Raw genomic sequence first — 18,189 nt, 5'->3', positions numbered from 1 at the left:
ACAGCACGATGCAAGGATGGCACGGTGACCAACAAGCGCCCTCTCCTGCCCGGCGACGGCCCGCTGGCGCGCGTGCGCCCGGCGGTGGCGTTCGTGGTCGTGCTCGGCCTGTTCATCACCGGCGTCTGGGTCGGCGGAACACTCGGCGCGGTGCTGCTGGGCGTGCTCGTAGCGGGCGCCGTCGTCCTGCTGGCGGCCACCTGGAAGGTGCTTTCCCCAGCTCACCGCACATTGCGCGTGGTGGTCCTGCTGGTGCTGGTTGTCATCACCGTAGAATTGGTTGTGAAAATCCCTACCAGGTGAGGTGTGCCGCCATGACCGTCCAGCTGCACGGCGAGCACTCCCCCGAACGCGAGGCCCCGGCACCGGCGCCCCCCAGAGCCGCCCACACCCTCGCCGAGGCGGGTGACCTGCTGCGCGCACTGGCCGCGCCCGTCCGCATCGCCATCGTGCTGCAACTGCGGGAACACGACCGCTGCGTGCACGAGCTCGTCGAGGCACTGGGCGTGGCGCAGCCGCTGATCAGCCAGCACCTGCGCGTGCTCAAGTCGGCGGGCGTGGTGCACGGCGAACGACACGGCCGAGAGGTCGTGTACCGACTGGTAGACGAACACCTGGCGCACATCGTGGTGGACGCTGTGACGCACGTCGAGGAGAAGTTGTGACCGGACTGAGGTCCACCAAACAGCGCACGGCCGTCTCGAACCTGCTCGACCAGCTCGACGACTTCCGCAGCGCCCAAGAACTGCACGAGGAACTGCGCCGCCGCGGCGAGGGCATCGGCCTGACCACGGTCTACCGCACCCTGCAGTCCCTAGCGGACGCCGGACAGGTCGACGTCCTGCGCACCGACTCGGGCGAGGCCATCTACCGCCGTTGCTCGGCCCACCACCACCATCACCTCGTGTGCCGCCACTGCGGCCGCACGGTGGAGGTGGAGGGCCCCGCCGTCGAGAAGTGGGCGGACCGGGTGGCGGCCGAGAACGGCTTCTCCGAGGTCAGCCACACCGTCGAGATCTTCGGCACCTGCGCCGAGTGCACGGCCAAAGGCCTGAAGTAGGCCTGAACCCGTCGCATCGTCACCGTGGTTCGCGATGAAATGAACCATGGACAGCGCGACGCTTCCCGAACCCAGGCAGCTGGTGTTCCGCAGGCGGTGGGTGTGGCTGACGATCGTGCTCGCCTGCCTCACCGGGGTGGTCGTCGGATACCTGCTGTGGGGTTCGACCACCGCTGAGCACCGGGACGCGTTCGACATCGGCTGGAAGAGCTCCGCCGCCGTGCTCGGGGTGCTCGCCACCTTCATCGCGGTGGACCGGCTCCGCACCAGCCAGCGCGAGCACCACCGGCAGCTCGTCGTCGCCCACCTCACCCAGCAGGACCTCATCGCGCGGCAGATCACCGACCTGTCCGCCAAAGCCAGCGAACAGCTGGGCAGCGACAAGGCCGCGGTCCGCATCGGCGGGCTGACCGATCTGGAACGGCTCGCCCAGTCCCACTCCGAGTTGCGGCAGACCGTCGTCGACCGCCTGTGCGCCTACCTCCGCGCCCCGTTCGACCCACCGGAGAACACCCCGTCCGGTGACGACCACGTCGCCCGCCGGCTGGAGCTCGACGTTCGCCGGACCGCCCAGCGCATCCTCGCCCGCCACCTGCGGCCCGCGATGCCGGAGACCTTCTGGAAGGACATCAACCTCGACCTGCGGGATGCCGTCCTCGTCGACCTCAACCTCGACCACTGCCAGGTGGGAGACGCCGACTTCGTCAACGCGAGGCTGCACGGTGCCACCTCAGTGCAGCAGGCGACTCTCGCGAACGCGCTCTTCATGAGGGCGAAGTTCCTCGGGTACGCCGACTTCACCGGGTCAACGGTCACCCAGGTCGCCAACTTCGTCGAGACCACGTTCGCCGACATGGCCAACTTCAGCGGGACGACCCTCGACCAGGCGGGATTCCTGCGGGCCACCTTCTCCGGCCATGCCGCTTTCACCGGGGCGACCTTCACCGGGGACGCCTTCTTCGGCAGTGCGGAACTGGCCGAACGCGGCCACTTCGAGATGGCGGCGTTCGGCGGCAAGGCCTCGTTCCACCACACCAAGTTCGCCGAAGGCGCCGAGTTCGCCGGAGTGGTCTTCGGCGGCGACACCTCGTTCGAGTGGGCGGCTTTCGCCGGCCAGACGTGGTTCGGTGAGGCGCCCAACACGAGGGGCGCGGGCGTCGACCCGGCAGCCGCCTTCGAAGCCGCTCATTGGGTGACGGTGATCTCCCCCGTCGACCATCTTCCCGCCGCGAGGTTCGACGGCCCGCTCCGCTTGGAGAACGCCCGCGTGGCCGACCCGCGCCAGAACCACTCCTGGCCGCCCGGGTGGCGGACTGAGCGGGACCGCGACGAACCCGGCGAGCCGCACCTCCTGGTGCCCAGGAAGGTGCGGAAGCCTCAGGACTCGTAGGGCTCGACCGGCTGGGCCACCGAAGTGCTGGACTCCACCGTGAAGCTCGGCACCCACGAGTTCTTCTCGTCGGCCGACTTCGGCACGACCTTGCCGGTGATCTCGACCCACTGCTCGTCCGGCAGTGACGGCACGTCCCCGATCAGCTTCACCTTCAACGGCCGCGCGTCCGCCGCACAGCACGAGATCGCGAGGCGCGCCGCGAACGTGTTGCCGTCCGCGCGCGTCAGGAAGCCGGTCAGCTTCACCCGCCGGTTGTCCAGCGTGCCGGAGTCGTCCCACGCCGTGCGCGTCACGAACTCCGTCATGGACAGCGGGATGACGTCTCCGGACGGCAGGTCGCCCAGCAGGTTGCGGGAGCGCTGCGTCTGGTTCGTGTCGGCGGCCGAGCTCACGACGTCGCCGCCGAGTGCCGGGGGCGAGATCAGGAATACCGCCAGCACCGGCAGCAGCATCAGCCAGGTCGAGCGCGACGAGTGCGAATGGCCGTGATCGTCCTCCGAAGCAGCCTTGCCGCGCCGGATGTCCTGGATGATCGCGAACACCGCCAGGCCGATCATGATGGTCCCGGCCGCGATCAGCAGTGGCAGCAGGCCCTTCTGGACGTAGCGCAGATAAAGCCCCGAGAAGCTGATCTTCAGCAGCGCGCCGCCGAGCAGGACCAGCAGGATGTTCTGGGTTTCCCGCCTCACAGCAGCACCACCCCTGTCACGACTGCGCACAAGATCGCCACCACGAAGGTAGCGGGTGCGAAGCGGAAAGCGAACGCCCGACCGAAAGCACCGGCCTGCAGCGCGATCAGCTTGACGTCGACCGCCGGGCCGACCACCAGGAACACCAGGCGCGGCAACAACGGCAGCGCGGAGAAGGCGACGGCCACGAAAGCGTCGGCCTCCGAGCACAGTGCCAGGATCACGGCCAGGAACGCCATGACGATCACGCCCAGCACGAGCTGACCGCCCAGCGTCTGCATCCACGCGACCGGCACGAACGTCTTGAACGCGGCCGCGAACAACCCGCCCAGCACCAGGAACCCACCGGCGTCCACGAGGTCGTGGCGCGCGCTCTCGGCGAACACCGCCCACTTCGAAGTACCGGAGTGATCTCCGAGGCGCGCCAGCGCACGCTCGGCGATCCACTCCATCTTCCCGAAGCGGACCCACAGCCAGCCCATGACCATCGCGGTCAGCAGCGACCCGACGAACCGCGCGACGACCATCATCGGGGTGTCGTTGAACGCCACCGCCGTCGCCACCAACACGATCGGGTTCACCGCGGGGGCGGCGAGCAGGAACGTCAACGCGACAGCCGGTGCGACGCCCTGCTGCATCAACCGCCGCGCCACGGGCACCGAAGCGCACTCACACCCCGGCAGGGCCACGCCCGCGACACCCGCCACGGGCACGGCCAGCGCGGTCTTCGACGGCAGCAGGCGGCGCAGCGCCGAAGCCGGCACGAACGCCGCGATCGCGCCGGAGATCAGCACGCCCAGGACCAGGAACGGCATGGCCTGCACGCAGATCGCCACGAACACGGTCGACGCGGTGCGCAGCTTCGGCACGTCCAGCAGGTCGACGAGCCGGGACTGGAAGAGCAGTGCGAGAACGAGGATCCCGCACAGCACCTCCAACGACGTGATCTTCAGCCGAGGCGGGCCGGAGCGCCGCTTCGACGAGCGGATCTCGCCGGTGATCGTCATTCCGCGTCCGCATCCAAGTCGAGCAGACGGCGGTAGGTGCGGGCCATTCCTTCGCGGATCTCCTCGGGCGAGGGCGGCTCGGCGAACTCGGCCTCTTCCTCTTCGAGATCGTCGTCGTCGAAGTCGACCGGAGTGCCGTTGACGGTCTCCTCGTCGTCCTCTTCCTCTTCGAGGGCCGCCTCACGCAGCTCCTCGATCGTCGCGGAGACGTCCTCGGCGCTCAACGCCGGCAGCATCGGCTTCACGATCGCCAGCACGCCACCCTCGGCGTCGTCCAGCGCCACCGCCTCGGCCAGCGCGACGGCGTGGTCGCGCTCGTACGGGCCGCAGATGAACGAGTCCCAGTCGTCGCCGCCCGACGGCTCGAACGTGACGGTCCACGGGAACTCGTTGACGTCCGAGTCCTCTTCCGGCTCGTAAATGATCACGCCACCCATGGAAGGGTCCTTTCTCAAGAAAAGCGGGAGAGGAGCTCGCCGCGCACCTGCGACGCGGTCGACACGACCAGCATGAGCAGCGTGCTCAGCGGTTCCGGCTTGAGACCGTCCGCCGGGAACGCATACCGCAGCATCACGTCGGTGCCACGTTCGGACTGAATGACGCCGAGTGTGCCGAAAAGGCCCTGACCAGCGCGTTCGGCAACCCAGACGGCCACGTCGCCGACCAGGTCCCACGCGACGACGACCGTCAACGAGAGCACGGTCAGGCCTTCTGCCAGTTCCATGCCCTGCACGGCACACGGCACGTCGCCGTGCCGGAAGCTCAACGCGCCGTCGTCGTCCACGGAGACGTCGTGGAACAGCTCGAGCGCCTTGCGCGCGGCCTCGAGAGCCTCACCGCTCGCGTTCACGACACCTCCGAATCGGGCTTGTCGATCGCACCACCGAAGCGGCGGTCGCGCTCGGCGAACTTCTCGACGGCCCGCCACAGGTCACGGCGGTCGAAGTCGGGCCACAGGATGTCCTGGAACACCAGCTCGGCGTACGCGGACTGCCAGAGCATGAAGTTCGACGTGCGCTGCTCGCCCGACGGCCGGATGAACAGGTCCACGTCCGGCATCTCGGGCTGGTAGAGGTAGCGCGCGATGGTCTTCTCGTCGACCTTGTCCGGGTTGATCTGCCCGGCCGCGGCCAGTCGCGCGATCTCGCGGGCGGCGTCACCGATCTCCGCGCGACCGCCGTAGTTGATGCACATGGCGAGGTTGAGCTGGTCGTTCTCGCGGGTGCGCTCCTCCGCGACCTCCAGCTCCTTGATCACGCTGCGCCACAACCGCGGCCGGCGGCCGGACCAGCGCACCCGGACGCCCAGCTCGTCGAGCTCGTCGGTGCGGTGGTGGATGACGTCGCGCGAGAAGCCCATCAGGAACCGGACCTCTTCGGGGCTGCGGCGCCAGTTCTCCGTGGAGAAGGCGTACAGCGACAGCCACTTCACGCCCATCTCAATGGCGCCCTTGGCGACCTCGACGACGACCTGCTCGCCCCGCTTGTGGCCCTCGACCCGCGACAGCCCGCGCTGGTTGGCCCAGCGGCCGTTGCCGTCCATCACGATCGCGATGTGCTTCGGCACGAACTCGGCCGGGATCTGCGGGGGCACCGCGCCGGACGGATGCGGCTCCGGCGGGCGCGGGACGCGCTTCTCACGCTCAGAGCGGCGGCGACGCAGCATGAAACCGATCATCCCTTCGGGACGGTGGCGACTGTGTTTGATTTTTGGCGATTGTCGGTAGGCGCCACACTAGCCGTCGGCCGGCTGCGCCTTGCGTTCGACCAAGGGCAACGACCGCAGCTGCCTTTCGAGGTGCCACTGGAGATGGGCCGCGACCAGGCCACTCGCGTCACGGCGGGCGATGTGCGGGATCTCGTCGACCACACCCCACTGCCCGTGCAGCAACGCCGAGAGCAGCGTCAGCGTGTCCTGCGACGGCGACGCGGACCCCGCCGGACGACAGTTCGGGCAGCAGGAGCCACCGGCCTGCACGCTGAACGCCCGGTGCGGTCCGGGATCACCGCACTTGGCGCATTCGTTCACCGCGGGCGCCCATCCGGCGAACGCCATCGCACGCATCAGGAACGCGTCCAGCAGCAACGACGGATCACGTTCCGCCGCGGACAACGCGCGCAGTGCGCCGACAACGAGCAGATAGAGCCGCAGGACCGGTTCGCCCTCTTCGGCGGTGAGGCGGTCAGCGGTCTCGACGATCGCGCACGCGGCCGTGTAGCGCTGGTAGTCGTTGACGATCCCCACGCCGAACGCGTCCAGCGTCTGCACCTGCGTGATGATGTCGAGCGACCGGCCGGGGTGGAACTGCGCGTCGACGTGGCAGAACGGCTCCAGCCGCGCGCCGAACTTCGACGACGTCTTGCGCACGCCCTTCGCCACGGCTCTCAACTTCCCGTGCCGTTGCGTCAGGAACGTGATGATCCGGTCCGCTTCACCGAGCTTCTGCACCCGAAGCACGATCCCGGTGTCGCGGTACAGGTTCGCCATCTAGAACCCCAGGCGGCGCAGCTGTTTCGGGTCTCGCTGCCAGTCCTTGGCAATCTTGATGTGGAGGTCCAGGTACACCCGCGTGCCCAGCAGCGCCTCGATCTGCTTGCGCGCGGTCATGCCGACCTGCTTGAGCCGCTCACCCCGGTGCCCCAGGATGATCGCCTTCTGCGACGGCCGCTCCACGAACACGAACGCGTGGATGTCCATCAGGTCGTCACGACCCTCACGCGGGAGCATCTCCTCCACCACCACGGCGATGGAGTGCGGCAGCTCGTCGCGCACGCCCTCCAGCGCGGCCTCGCGGATCAGCTCCGCGACGAGGGTCTGCTCGGGCTCGTCGGTCAGGTCGCCGTCCGGGAACAGCTGCGGACCCTCCGGCAGCTTCTGCAGCAGCAGGTCGCTCAGCTTGTCGACCTGGAAGCCGTCGACCGCGGACACCGGGATGATCTCGGCGAACTCCATCACCTTCTGCAGGGCGAGCAGCTGCTCCATCACCTGCTGCTGCGACACCAGGTCGGTCTTCGTGACGATGCCGATCACGGGCGTGCGCTTCGCGACCTTCTCGAGCTCGGCGGCGATGAACTTGTCACCGGGGCCGACCTTCTGGTCCGCGGGCACGCAGAAGCCGACGACGTCGACCTCGGACCACGTCTCGCGCACCAGGTCGTTGAGCCGCTGGCCGAGCAACGTGCGCGGGCGGTGCAGACCGGGCGTGTCGACGAGCACGAGCTGGCCGTCCTCGCGGTGCACGATGCCGCGGATCGTGTGGCGGGTGGTCTGCGGCTTGCTCGACGTGATGGCGACCTTCGTGCCCACCAGTGCGTTCGTCAGCGTCGACTTCCCTGCGTTCGGGCGGCCGACGAAGCACGCGAACCCGGAGCGGTAACCATCCATCTCACCATTGTCCCTCCCCCGTGTTGTGGCCGTTCGCGGGGCCTTCCGGCACTGGTCCGCACGGGTGACGGGGCGCACCCTGACGACCGCGTCCCCCGCGATTCCCTTCGTACCTCGCGCACAAGGAGAGTGCGACATGTCGAGAGAAGACCTCGAGCGTTTGAACGACGAGGGCATCGGCGCGTGGGACCGTCACGACCCCGATGGCTTCGTGAAGCTGCTGGCCGACGACTTCGTCTGGATCGACGACACCACGCCGGAGCCGATGCGCACGCGGGACGCGGCCCGCGCCTACACCCAGGCCTGGTTCACCGCGTTCCCGGACATGCACATCCGCACGACCAACCAGGTCTGCACGGACGACCAGATGGCCTGCGAGCTGGAGTTCACCGGCACCAACACCGGCACGCTCGCGATGGGCGGCATGGAGATCCCGCCGACCGGCAAGGCCATCACCAGCCGCGGGACCTACTTCATGAAGGCCGAGAACGGCAGGATCACCGAGTTCCACACCCACCCGGACGCGGCCGGGATGATGATGCAACTGGGCTTGATGCCGGCCTAGACCCGCTTGCGGAACTCCCCTGAGGCGTCCGCCAGCAACACCGGCGCCGACGGGCTGAGATCGCGCACCGCCGCCAGCGAAGCCGCGTCCACAGCGGACTCCCCGGTCACGACGGCCGCGGCCTCGATGCCCTCGGCGCCGCTCGACACGGCAGCGGCGATGGCGGCCTGCAGCGCGGAGAGCTTCAGGGACGGCAACGCGACAGTGGAAGCGTTGTAGGTGCGGCCGTCGAGATCACGCACGGCCGCACCCTCCGCGGCACCGTTGCGCGCGCGCACGGACCGCGCGAGCGTCACGAGCTTGGCGTCCTCGGCGTCGAGCGTGTCGGGGTCGAGGTCAGTCATCTTCCTGGGTCTCCTTCTGCACAGGGCGCACGAGCACAGTGGTGACGCGGATGCGGCCGCGTTCGTCCTTGCCGCCCTCCGCCCGCATGCGCAGGCCCGCGATCTCGGCCTCCGTACCGGGCAGGGGCACGCGCCCGAGCCGTTGGGCGAGCAGGCCGCCGACGGTCTCGACCTCGTGGTCGTCGAGCTCCGTGCCGAACAACGCGTCCAGGTCGTCGACCGGCAGGCGCGCGCTGACCCGCACCGCGCCGTCGTCGAGGTGCTCGACCGGCGGGCGGTCGTCGGTGTCGGACTCGTCGGTGATCTCGCCGACGATCTCCTCGAGGATGTCCTCGATGGTCAGCAGGCCCGCGGTGCCGCCGTACTCGTCGACCACGATCGCCATGTGCCGGCGCGACACCTGCATCTCGCGCAGCAGGTCCGCGATGGGCTTCGAGTCCGGGATGAAGCTCATCGGGCGCATCAGCTCGGAGACGCTCTTCGGGTCCTCGTCCTCGGCGAGCGTCGCCCGCATCAGGTCCTTGAGGTTCACCACGCCGAGCACGTCGTCGACGCTCTCGCCGATCACCGGGACGCGGGTGTAGCCGGTGCGCAACGACAGCGCGAGCGCCTGCCGCAGCGACTTCGACTGCTCGATCCACACGATCTCGGTGCGCGGCACCATGACCTCGCGCGCGATGGTGTCACCCAGCTCGAACACCGAGTGGATCATCTCGCGCTCGCCCTCGTCGACGACGCCGCGTTCCTGCGCCATGTCGACGAGCTCGCGCAGCTCGACCTCGGAGCTGAACGGGCCCTCGCGGAAGCCCTTGCCGGGCGTGATCGCGTTACCGACGAGGATCAGCAGCTTGGACAGCGGCCCGAGCACCCGGCCGAGCTGCCGGACGATGCCCGCGGCCAGCAGGCTCACGCCGTACGGGTGCTGACGGCCGATGGTGCGCGGTCCGACGCCGACGAGCACGTACGACACGACGAGCATGCTCAGGCACGAGTACAGGACGGCGAGCCAGTCCGAGTCCTCGTAGCGCAGGAACACCGTCGTGACCAGCACGGCCGCTGACATCTCGCAGAACAGGCGCAGCAGCAGCAACAGGTTGACGTGCCGCGGCCGGTCGTTGAGGACCTGCAGCAACTGCCCCGTGCCCCAGCGCCCCTGCCGTTGCAGCGCCTCGACGCGTGCGCGCGACACGGTGCCGAGCGCTGCGTCCACACACGCGAAGACACCGGCGGCGAGCACGAGCAAGACGGCCAGCACGATCACACTGGCTGGGTTGCCGCTCATGGCGCGTCAGTCTTCTTCGGGATGCTGGACAGGTTTGTGCTCGTCCAGCCCCACCGCGCCGAGCACCTTGTCGTCGCTGCTGCGCTGGTGGGCGGCCCGCTCGGCCTCGTCACGCGCGGTGCGGAAGTCCGCGAGGATGCGGTTCTGCAGCGTGAACATCTCGCGTTCCTCGGCAGGCTCCGCGTGGTCGTAGCCGAGCAGGTGCAGCACACCGTGCACGGTCAGCAGGTGCAGCTCGTCCAGCAGTCCGTGGCCGGCCTTCTTGGCCTGGTCCTTGGCGAACGCCGGGCACAGCACGATGTCGCCGAGCAGCGCGGGCCCGAGCCCCGCCGCGTCGGGCCGGCGCGCGGAGTCCAGCTCGTCCATGGGGAAGGCCATGACGTCAGTGGGGCCGGGCAGGTCCATCCAGCGCTCGTGCAGGTCGGCCATCACGTCCAGCTCCACCAGCAGGACGGACAGCTCGGCCAGCGGGCTCACACCCATGCGGTCCAGCGCGAAGCGGGCGGCGGAGACGATGGAACCCTCGTCGACTCCGACACCCGACTCGTTGGCGATCTCGATGCTCACGCGCCTATCGTCCCCGGCGCTGGTTCCCCCGGCGTGCACCGGGTCCGTGGTGTTGCCCGTTCTGGTCGACGAGGTCCTGCTGGACCTGCCACTTCTCGTACGCGTCCACGATGTCGCCCACCAGCCGGTGCCGCACCACGTCCTGGCTGGTCAGCACGGAGAAGTGCACGTCGTCGACACCTTCGAGGATGTCCTTGACGACCTTCAGACCGCTGCGCTGGCCGCCGGGCAGGTCGACCTGGGTGATGTCACCCGTCACGACGACCTTGGAGCCGAAGCCGAGGCGGGTGAGGAACATCTTCATCTGCTCGGGAGTCGTGTTCTGCGCCTCGTCGAGAATGATGAACGCGTCATTGAGCGTGTTGTGGGTCAGCAGGTAGTCCTCGGTGACGTACAGCGAGTCCTGCGCCGCCACCTGGATGCACACCGTCTCCGTGCGGCCCGCGGGCTCGATGCTGTCGATGAACCGCATCGGACGCCCACCGCCGGACGCACGGTACTTCTGCCGCTTGCGCTCGAGCCGGAACGGTTCGACGCCCTCGGGCAGCCGGATGTCGAGGATGTAGGCGTCGTGGACGTAACCGACCTCACGGCCCTTCGCCATCCCCGGCTTGCGCCCTGCGGCCGGACGGCACCGCCAGTAAGCGACACCGCCGAGCGAACGGACGAGAGCGACCACGTCGTCCCGCAACCGCTCCGACGTCGTCGTGTACTGGATGCGGCAGGTCCTGGCGGTCTGGGTGACCGGGCCACCGTCCGTGTCCAGCAGGCCTTGGAGAACGGCCAAGCGCACGTCCGCGCTGTTGTGGAGGTAGACCTCGGGCACGAACTTGGTGTGCGACCGCGAGCCGTTCAGCCCTAGTTCACGCATGACGGCGGTCACCGGGTTCGCCAGCGTGATGACCTCACCCGGCGCCCTGACGCGCTTCAACGTGTAGTCGACCCGGTTCTTCTGGACCACCGCGATCTGCGGCTCCAAGGCCACCTGGAGCGCGACGGCGAGACCAGGGTCGGCCGTCGAGAACGACGGCGTCGTCGCGCCCGTGAGGCAGCCGTCACCGAGCAGCATGCCCAGCGCGTACGGATCCATCGGCACTTCGCGTTCCGGCAGGCACACCGGCGCGCTCAGCATCGGCAACTCGTAGCGTCGCGCGTGTGCCGCGCGGAGATTGCCGACCATCTCCTGCGTCTCCAGCACCCGCCACGGCTTGTTCCGGCGCCGGTCCGCCGCCGTCCGCACCGTCCAGAGGTGCTCACCGCAGGCCAGCGTGGACGAACCGTCCTGCGCGGTGACCCGGTAGATGTCCTTCTCACCCTGGGGATACACGCCCAGCACGGGGGTCGGCTCGCCGTTCGAGCCGATGACGAGGTCACCGACCCGCAACGAACCGATCGGCCGGAAGCCGTCCGGCGTCAGGACAGGCGTGAAGATCGGCTGGGCACGGCCGCGCATGTAGGCCAGGGGTGCGACCTCGATCGTGCCCGCCTGCGTGAGGCGCGGGATCGACTCCGGGTCGACCATGTCGTGCAGCGCGTCGTAGAGCGGGCGCAGGTACGGGTCGATCTTCTCGTAGAGCGTGCCGGGCAGGTAGCCGAGCCGCTCGCCCGCCTCGACGGCCGGGCGGGTGAGGATGATCCGGTTGACCTGCTTGGCCTGCAGCGCCTGCACGGCCTTGGCCATGGCGAGGTACGTCTTGCCGGTGCCGGCGGGGCCGATGCCGAACACGATGGTGTTCTTGTCGATCGCGTCGACGTAGTGCTTCTGGTTCAGCGTCTTCGGCCGGATCGTGCGGCCGCGGCGGCTGATGATGTCCAGGCTCAGCACTTCGGCGGGTGACTCGGCCTCGTTCGAGTTCAGCATCGCGATGGTGCGGCGGACCGTGTTCTGGTCGATGGCCTGGCCGCGGCTCGCGAGGGTGACGAGTTCGGAGAACACCCGTTCCGCGAAGGCCACGTCGGCGGGGTCGCCGGACAAGGTGATCTCGTTCCCGCGCACGTGCACGTCGGCGTCGAGCAGGTCCTCCGCGAGCCGGAGGTTCTCGTCGCGCGACCCGAGCAGCGTGAGCACCGCACCTTCCGGCACGGCGAACCGGGACTGACCTTCCTTGGCGCTCTGCTGTGTTTCTTCGGCCACGTGGCCCCGGCCTGCTTCCTGTCGCTCGGATCTGATGCGTCGATGCTAGTCCGGCCGAAAATGGGTGGCTACCGGATTGCTCACCGTGTGTGCTCACCGTCGTGGAGATCCGCAGGCTTGGTGTCGACGACATACCCGAGTGCATGAAGCTGATCACGGACCGGGGTTGGACGTGGACTCCGGAGCAGTGGGAGCTGATGCTCACGCTGGGTCCCGGTCTGGGCGCGTTCGACGGGGGCCAGATCTTGGGGACGGCGTTGTCGACCCCGTATCCGGAGGCGCAGGCGATCAGCGGCGTGCTGGTCGGTACCTGGGCAGAACGCCGTGGCGTCGGCACCGCGCTGATGTCCAATATATTGGATATCAGTCCGACGCCGGTATCCGTGTTGTATGCGACCAGCATGGGCGAGCCGCTGTATGCGAGGCTCGGCTTTCACCCGGTCGGGGCGACGGCTGAATACAGTGGCCAGTACACCGGCCCTGCCGTCGGCGTGACGCGCCCGGCCGCGATATCCGACATATCGGCGTTGGTCGCGCTCGACCACGTGGTGAGCGGCTACACACGGCCTCAGTTCTGGGAGTCGGTCCTCGACCCGGCGACGCCGTACACGGTGCGGATGTCGGATGTCGGCGTGATCGCCACCCGCCCGAACCCTGTGGGCTTCACCATCGGACCGATCATCGCGCCCTCCGCCTCGGTAGCGTGCGACATGATCGCGGACGTGGCCGCCTGTTCTGGTCAGTTCAGGGCCGGTCAGGTTCGGGTGGACACCGACAACGCCGACGTGGGCGCGTTCCTGGTGGAGCGGGGCCTCGAGAAGCGCACCGGGGGCTGCTCGCTGATGGTGCGCGGCGCCGCGCACGTGCCGGGCAACCGGTCGCGCTACTTCGCACCCGCCTCCCACGCGCTCGGCTGATCTTTGGGGGGATCTGTGGAACTGCGACGACTGACGTTCGACGACATTCCCGCGTGCGCCGACCTGTCTGAAAGCCGGTCGTGGCCGCGGGACGAGAACAAGTGGAAGCTCCTGCTCACGCACGGCGAGGGCTGGGGCCTGTTCGACGACGAGGGCCTGGTCGGCACGACGATCGCGACGCACTACCCGGAGCAGACCGCGGTCAGCATGGTGCTCGTCGCCGAACGCCGCGCGCGCCAGGGTCACGCCCGCCGGTTGGTATCCCATGTACTGGATACGGGCGTCTCCACTTTGTATGCAACGAAGATGGGGCAACCGCTCTACGAACAGCTGGGCTTTCGCGCCGTCGGCTTCACCGACATCCACGCCGGCGTGTACACGGGACCGATATCCAATACATCGCATATCGCCGGGCCATCCGACCTCGACGACCTCGTCGCACTGGACACCAAGGTCTCCGGTGTCACGCGCCCGTTCCTGTGGGAGACGTTGCTCGCCGTGGGATCGGTGCATGTCTCATCGCATGGTGTCGCGGGCGCGTGGCGCATCCGGCCGGACACCTTGGTGATCGGCCCGATCATCGCGGACTCCCCCGCCGACGCGTGCGCGCTCATCGCCGACGCCGCCGCCGGCAACGGCCGGGTGCGCTTGGACGTGCACGACCCGGAGGTGATCGCGTTCGTCCGCGAGCACGGCTTGGAGTCGTACGGCGAGTGCGCCGTGATGATCAGGAACGCGGACCGGCTGCCGGGTGACCGTTCCCGCTTCCGCGCCCCGTTCCTGCAGGCGCTGGGCTAGAGCTTCCGACCGCCCAGCAGGTGCAGGTGGGCGTGGAAGACCTCCTGCCCGCTGTCCGGCCCGGTGTTGAACAGCAGCCGGTAGCCGCTCTCCGTGACGCCTTCGGATTCGGCGACCTCCCGCGCGGCGGCGAAGAGGTCGCCGAGCTGCTCGCCGTTCAGGTCGACGGCGTTCGGCACGTGCTCGCGCGGGATGATCAGCACGTGCACCGGCGCCTTGGGGTGGATGTCGCGGAACGCCAGCGTCGTCTTGGTCTCGTGCACGACCGTCGCGGGAATCTCACCGTCGACGATGCGGCAGAACAAACAGGCCATGCCTCAAGACGCTAGGCGAAGAACCGGTCCAGCTGCTCGTCGACGGCCTCGATCATGTCGTCGGCCGTCAGCTCGTCCGGCCCGAGCCCGTGGTGGATGTTGAGCCCGTCGATCAGCACGATGAACCGCCGGGCCGCCTTGATCGGCACCACGCCGTCCCGCAGTTCCCCCGCCTCCTGGGCAGCCGTCAGAACGCGCGCGATCTCGCCGTAGAGCTCACGGGTGCCGTAGCGCTCCAGCTCGCGCAACGACGGCTCCACCATCGCCCGCGGCAGGAACGACAACAACACCGCGGCCTCAACGCGCCGTTCCTCGTCCAACGCCAGCATCTCGTGCGCGAAGGCCTTCAACAGCTCCCGGTGCCCGACCGAGGTGTCGATCTGTTCCAGCCGCGCGATGAACCGCCGGTACGCGAGCTCCATCGCGAAGCCCAGCAAGGAATCCTGCGTGGGGAAGTAATGACGCAACGATCCGCTGGACCACCCCGACTCGGCCGCGACGGCGCGCACGGACGCGTGGTCGATCCCGTCCCGTTGCACGATTCGCCACACGGCCTCGGCGAGTTCGCGGCGGCGTTCCTCGTGGTCGACAACCTTCGGCACCGGCTCTTTTTAGCAGCCGCGTGCAAGCCGCCCGACAGCCGCGCGGCACAGCTCCCACGACTCGGTGCCCGGCGTGATCACGTCCATGTGCCCTGCACCCTGCACCACGACGAGCTCCGCCTGCGGCTCCACCGCGCAGAAGTCGATGCTCTGCTCGACCGGCACGTCCTCGTCGCGATCACCGTGCACGCAGATCACGGGCTTGCCGATGGGCACCAACGCCGTCGGCGAGGCCTCCGCGAACTGCTCCTCGGTGCACAGCTCCAATGCCCGATGCGTGATGTGTTTCGTGAAGTCGAGCACCGCCGCCTGGGCCACAGCTCCGACCACTCGCTCGCTGTGCTTGGCCGCCCACACAGCGAGATGCCCGCCGGCACTGTGTCCGAGCGTCACCACGGGCCCGATGTCGACGGCGTCAATCGCGGCCAACACGTCCTGTCCGGTAACAGGCCACCCACCGTCACCACCAACGCGCCGATATTCGATGTTCCAGACGGCAATTCCGTCACGGACGAGCACATCCGCGAGGGGCCGTCCGAGTTCCAGGCCGTAGCGCTGATGCCAAAAACCACCGTGGATGACGACAACAGCACCCTCAGCAACACCGTCAGGAAGGTAAAGCTCGCCAAACTGACTGGGATGGTCACCGTAAGCAATTCGCTGCACACGCAGAACGTACGCGAACAAGAAGAAAGCCACCGCACCCCAAGGGGAATCCAAGAGAGGTTGTCAGGGCGCGCCATGGGGGATGTCAGGTGCGCGCCCGGAGGATGCCAGGTGTGCCCTGGGATGTCAGGAGAATGTTGGCGCCCACAGGGAAATAGCACACCGGAAGCCGCACAGACGCGCCGGTCAGGAGGGCCGCCAACGCCGAAGGCGAGGCGGCCGGGGGTCCGGGGGCGAAGCCGCCCGGCTGGGGTTTGGGGGCTCGGCCCCCAAAAAACACGCAAATCTCGCCCGGCGGCGAGGCGCCGCAGGCGCCGAGCAGCCAGGGCGAGAGAGATTTGGAGGCGCCTCGCGGTCCGAAGCCTGGGGGTCGCTTCGCCGCGAGGCGCCGACGCCGGACCGAGGGGGGAGGTGTCCGGCGAGTCTTTTGGTCAGAAGGGCCTAATCGTCTACTCCGTTTCCGGATAGACCAATCAACCCCTCTGCGAACTAGGGTAACCCCATCGGCCTGCGATTCGCTACAACTTCCGTCAAGCCAATCCATCCGATGTTCACCTTCGGAGTGAACTGGGTCACCAGCGGGACGTCCTCACCCCAATGGCACCAAGAGCAACCGCCGCAGCGGTAGAAGCACGCAGAACAGTTGGGCCCAATCGGACTACGCGGGCACCCGAAGATCGCAGTGCTTCGAGTTCCTCCGGCGTGATTCCACCCTCGGGACCGACCACGAGCAGCACGTCTCCATCGGAGGGCAACGGAACATCCGCGAGCCGGTCGGTCGCGCTCTCGTGCAACACGAGGGTCAAAGCAGACGACGACACGCGATGAGAAAGCTGGGTCGTGCTCACGGGTTCGTCGACGAAAGGCACCCGTGAACGGCGGGCCTGCTTCGCCGCCTCACGAACCGTGGAACGCCAGCGCCCCAACGCTTTCGCGCCGCGCGGGCCGTCTTCCCACTTGGTGATGCAGCGGGCGGCGCGCCACGGCACCACGCCGTCGACGCCGGCTTCGGTGGCCAGTTCGACGGCGAGCTCACCGCGGTCGCCCTTCACCAACGCCTGCGCGAGCACCACGCGCGGAGAAGCAGGAGGCTCGACAGTGCGCTCAAGAACCTTGAGCGACAACGCATCCCGCTCAACCGCGACGATCGAGCAGCGCACGAGCGTCCCGGAACCGTCGGACAGCACGAGTTCCTCGCCCACGCGCAACCGGCGAACGGTCGCCGCGTGGCGCCCCTCGGGGCCGTCGAGCACGAACTCCGAGCCCGACGGCAGCGCGTCAACGAGAAAGACCGGCAGCGTCACCGGTGACCGCGCGAGGCACGCAGGCGGGAGAACAGGCCGCCGCCGCCCTTGCCGTTGTGGGACAACGAAGGCTCGCTCTCCCCGCGCATCTCGGCGAGGTCGCGCAGCAGAGAGGTCTGCGCCGCGTCGAGTTTCGTGGGCACGACGACCTCGAGGTGCACGTGCAGGTCGCCGCGGCCGTCGACGCGGCCGGTGGAACGCAGCTTCGGCATGCCGCGGCCCGTCAGAACGAGCTGCGTGTTGGGCTGCGTGCCGGGGTCGATCTCCAGCTCTTCCTCGCCGTCCAGGGTCTTCAACGGCAAAGTCGCACCGAGAGCGGCCGTGGTCATCGGGATCTGGACCACGCAGTGCAGGTCGGCGCCGTCGCGTTCGAAGATCTCGTGCGGGTGCTCCTCGACCTCGACGTAGAGGTCACCGGCCGGGCCACCGCCGGGGCCGACCTCGCCCTGGCCGGCCAACCTCACCCGCATGCCTTCGGCGACACCGGCGGGGATGTTCACGGAGATCGTGCGGCGCGAGCGGACGCGGCCGTCGCCCGCGCACTGCTGGCACGGGTCGGGGATGACCTCGCCGAAGCCGCGGCACACCGGGCACGGGCGGGACGTCACGACCTGGCCCAGGAACGAGCGCTGCACGGACTGGACCTCGCCGCGGCCGTTGCACGTGTCGCACTGGACGGGCTTGGAGTTGCTGTTGGTGCCGGCGCCGTGGCAGCGGTCGCAGAGGATCGCGGTGTCGACGGTCAGCTCCCGCGTCGCGCCCGCCGCGCACTCCTCCAGCGTCATGTCGAGCCGGATCAACGCGTCGGAGCCCGGCTGCACACGACTGCGCGGACCGCGTCCGCCACCGGTCGAGGCGCCGAAGAAGGCGTCCATGATGTCGCCGAGGCCGAAGCCCGCGAACGGGTCACCGCCCGCGCGTCCGCCACCGGCCGAGTCGAGCGGGTCGCCGCCCAGGTCGACGACGCGGCGCTTCTCGGGGTTCGACAACACCTCGTAGGCGGCCGTCACCTCCTTGAAGCGGGCCTCCTCGTTGGGATTGACGTCCGGGTGCAGCTGCCTGGCGAGCTTGCGGTAGGCGCGCTTGATCTCATCCTGTGTCGCGTTCTGCGAGACACCGAGGATGCCGTAGTAATCCCTGGCCACCTTGTTCGCTTTCGTGTT

Annotated in this window: 22 protein-coding genes and 3 pseudogenes; 7 read left to right on the top strand and 18 right to left on the bottom strand. The window is 68.6% G+C overall.

From position 1 onward, the window contains the following. The first annotated feature begins 24 nt into the window (after positions 1-24). The 4 genes from AB0M24_RS31090 to AB0M24_RS31075 are packed head-to-tail and all read left to right on the top strand — an operon-like array spanning position 25 to position 2,450. A complete protein-coding gene (locus AB0M24_RS31090) occupies positions 25-303 on the top strand; it encodes a hypothetical protein (protein ID WP_363775811.1) in 279 nt (92 codons plus the stop codon). An 11-nt stretch (positions 304-314) separates the two neighbouring features. Then, a complete protein-coding gene (locus AB0M24_RS31085; protein ID WP_112263712.1) occupies positions 315-665 on the top strand; it encodes a metalloregulator ArsR/SmtB family transcription factor in 351 nt (116 codons plus the stop codon). Continuing rightward, positions 662-1,060, top strand: coding sequence for a Fur family transcriptional regulator (locus AB0M24_RS31080; protein ID WP_090100492.1), 399 nt, complete (start codon positions 662-664; stop codon positions 1,058-1,060). Before AB0M24_RS31085 ends, AB0M24_RS31080 begins: the two co-directional genes overlap by 4 nt. Positions 1,061-1,106: 46 nt before the next feature. Continuing rightward, the gene (locus AB0M24_RS31075; protein ID WP_363775806.1) at positions 1,107-2,450 is read left to right on the top strand and encodes a pentapeptide repeat-containing protein; all 1,344 of its coding nucleotides are present in this window, start codon (positions 1,107-1,109) and stop codon (positions 2,448-2,450) included. On the opposite strand, the gene AB0M24_RS31070 is transcribed toward AB0M24_RS31075, so the two are convergent. From AB0M24_RS31070 to era, 7 genes are all read right to left on the bottom strand, one after another. Beyond that, on the bottom strand, positions 2,438-3,142 hold the full coding sequence (locus AB0M24_RS31070; RefSeq protein WP_363775803.1) for a TIGR03943 family protein: 705 nt from the start codon (positions 3,140-3,142) through the stop codon (positions 2,438-2,440). The two genes, AB0M24_RS31075 and AB0M24_RS31070, sit on opposite strands and share 13 nt — an antisense overlap. Then, positions 3,139-4,149, bottom strand: coding sequence for a permease (locus AB0M24_RS31065; RefSeq protein ID WP_363775800.1), 1,011 nt, complete (start codon positions 4,147-4,149; stop codon positions 3,139-3,141). Before AB0M24_RS31065 ends, AB0M24_RS31070 begins: the two co-directional genes overlap by 4 nt. Next, positions 4,146-4,577, bottom strand: coding sequence for a hypothetical protein (locus tag AB0M24_RS31060; protein WP_363775797.1), 432 nt, complete (start codon positions 4,575-4,577; stop codon positions 4,146-4,148). Before AB0M24_RS31060 ends, AB0M24_RS31065 begins: the two co-directional genes overlap by 4 nt. A gap of 23 nt (positions 4,578-4,600) precedes the next feature. After that, complete coding sequence (locus AB0M24_RS31055; RefSeq protein WP_112263716.1) at positions 4,601-4,999, bottom strand: YbjN domain-containing protein; 399 nt, start codon at positions 4,997-4,999, stop codon at positions 4,601-4,603. Further along, the gene (locus tag AB0M24_RS31050; protein WP_363775793.1) at positions 4,996-5,814 is read right to left on the bottom strand and encodes an isoprenyl transferase; all 819 of its coding nucleotides are present in this window, start codon (positions 5,812-5,814) and stop codon (positions 4,996-4,998) included. Before AB0M24_RS31050 ends, AB0M24_RS31055 begins: the two co-directional genes overlap by 4 nt. Before the next feature lie 69 nt (positions 5,815-5,883). Next, on the bottom strand, positions 5,884-6,636 hold the full coding sequence (recO, locus tag AB0M24_RS31045) for a DNA repair protein RecO (RefSeq protein ID WP_363775790.1): 753 nt from the start codon (positions 6,634-6,636) through the stop codon (positions 5,884-5,886). Then, entirely contained in the window at positions 6,637-7,533 is an 897-nt protein-coding gene (era, locus tag AB0M24_RS31040) for a GTPase Era (RefSeq protein WP_363775787.1), read from the bottom strand. A gap of 136 nt (positions 7,534-7,669) precedes the next feature. Between era and AB0M24_RS31035 the strand changes: the two genes are divergently transcribed. Beyond that, the gene (locus AB0M24_RS31035; protein ID WP_363775784.1) at positions 7,670-8,098 is read left to right on the top strand and encodes an ester cyclase; all 429 of its coding nucleotides are present in this window, start codon (positions 7,670-7,672) and stop codon (positions 8,096-8,098) included. Here AB0M24_RS31035 and AB0M24_RS31030 read toward each other — a convergent pair. The 6 genes and pseudogenes from AB0M24_RS31030 to AB0M24_RS31005 form a co-directional block, all read right to left on the bottom strand. Further along, the gene (locus AB0M24_RS31030) at positions 8,095-8,442 is read right to left on the bottom strand and encodes a cytidine deaminase (protein WP_363775781.1); all 348 of its coding nucleotides are present in this window, start codon (positions 8,440-8,442) and stop codon (positions 8,095-8,097) included. The genes AB0M24_RS31035 and AB0M24_RS31030 overlap by 4 nt on opposite strands. Further along, positions 8,435-9,724: a hemolysin family protein gene (locus AB0M24_RS31025; RefSeq protein ID WP_363775778.1), complete on the bottom strand. Its 1,290-nt coding sequence runs from the start codon at positions 9,722-9,724 to the stop codon at positions 8,435-8,437. The genes AB0M24_RS31030 and AB0M24_RS31025 overlap by 8 nt, the downstream gene beginning before the upstream one ends. 6 nt (positions 9,725-9,730) lie before the next feature. After that, positions 9,731-10,291 carry an rRNA maturation RNase YbeY gene (ybeY, locus tag AB0M24_RS31020; protein WP_363775774.1) on the bottom strand — a complete coding sequence of 187 codons (561 nt, stop codon included), beginning with the start codon at positions 10,289-10,291 and terminating at the stop codon, positions 9,731-9,733. A 4-nt stretch (positions 10,292-10,295) separates the two neighbouring features. Next, positions 10,296-10,652 (bottom strand): annotated as a pseudogene (locus AB0M24_RS31015) (PhoH family protein); the annotation flags it as partial. Between the two features lie 261 nt (positions 10,653-10,913). Beyond that, positions 10,914-11,162 (bottom strand): annotated as a pseudogene (locus tag AB0M24_RS31010) (LAGLIDADG family homing endonuclease); the annotation flags it as partial. A gap of 570 nt (positions 11,163-11,732) precedes the next feature. After that, positions 11,733-12,425, bottom strand: a pseudogene (locus AB0M24_RS31005) (PhoH family protein); the annotation flags it as partial. Positions 12,426-12,514: 89 nt separating this feature from the next. Between AB0M24_RS31005 and AB0M24_RS31000 the strand changes: the two are divergent. Together AB0M24_RS31000 and AB0M24_RS30995 are read left to right on the top strand one after the other, a co-directional pair. After that, positions 12,515-13,342: a GNAT family N-acetyltransferase gene (locus AB0M24_RS31000; RefSeq protein WP_363775771.1), complete on the top strand. Its 828-nt coding sequence runs from the start codon at positions 12,515-12,517 to the stop codon at positions 13,340-13,342. A gap of 15 nt (positions 13,343-13,357) precedes the next feature. Continuing rightward, positions 13,358-14,140: a GNAT family N-acetyltransferase gene (locus tag AB0M24_RS30995; RefSeq protein WP_363775768.1), complete on the top strand. Its 783-nt coding sequence runs from the start codon at positions 13,358-13,360 to the stop codon at positions 14,138-14,140. On the opposite strand, the gene AB0M24_RS30990 is transcribed toward AB0M24_RS30995, so the two are convergent. The 5 genes from AB0M24_RS30990 to dnaJ all read right to left on the bottom strand — a co-directional run bounded on the left by AB0M24_RS30990 (position 14,137) and on the right by dnaJ (position 18,171). Continuing rightward, the gene (locus tag AB0M24_RS30990) at positions 14,137-14,454 is read right to left on the bottom strand and encodes a histidine triad nucleotide-binding protein (RefSeq protein WP_363775765.1); all 318 of its coding nucleotides are present in this window, start codon (positions 14,452-14,454) and stop codon (positions 14,137-14,139) included. The genes AB0M24_RS30995 and AB0M24_RS30990 overlap by 4 nt on opposite strands. A gap of 11 nt (positions 14,455-14,465) precedes the next feature. Next, positions 14,466-15,056, bottom strand: coding sequence for a TetR family transcriptional regulator C-terminal domain-containing protein (locus AB0M24_RS30985; RefSeq protein WP_363775762.1), 591 nt, complete (start codon positions 15,054-15,056; stop codon positions 14,466-14,468). A gap of 9 nt (positions 15,057-15,065) precedes the next feature. Continuing rightward, positions 15,066-15,722: an alpha/beta hydrolase gene (locus AB0M24_RS30980; protein WP_363776069.1), complete on the bottom strand. Its 657-nt coding sequence runs from the start codon at positions 15,720-15,722 to the stop codon at positions 15,066-15,068. A 572-nt stretch (positions 15,723-16,294) separates the two neighbouring features. Further along, positions 16,295-17,026: a 16S rRNA (uracil(1498)-N(3))-methyltransferase gene (locus AB0M24_RS30975; protein ID WP_363775759.1), complete on the bottom strand. Its 732-nt coding sequence runs from the start codon at positions 17,024-17,026 to the stop codon at positions 16,295-16,297. Next, on the bottom strand, positions 17,023-18,171 hold the full coding sequence (dnaJ, locus tag AB0M24_RS30970) for a molecular chaperone DnaJ (RefSeq protein ID WP_363776066.1): 1,149 nt from the start codon (positions 18,169-18,171) through the stop codon (positions 17,023-17,025). The genes AB0M24_RS30975 and dnaJ overlap by 4 nt, the downstream gene beginning before the upstream one ends. Between the last annotated feature and the right edge of the window lie 18 nt (positions 18,172-18,189).

The organism is Lentzea sp. NPDC051838, assembly GCF_040681245.1.
Lineage (GTDB): Bacteria > Actinomycetota > Actinomycetes > Mycobacteriales > Pseudonocardiaceae > Lentzea.
This window is presented reverse-complemented; position numbering and strand designations above follow the sequence as displayed.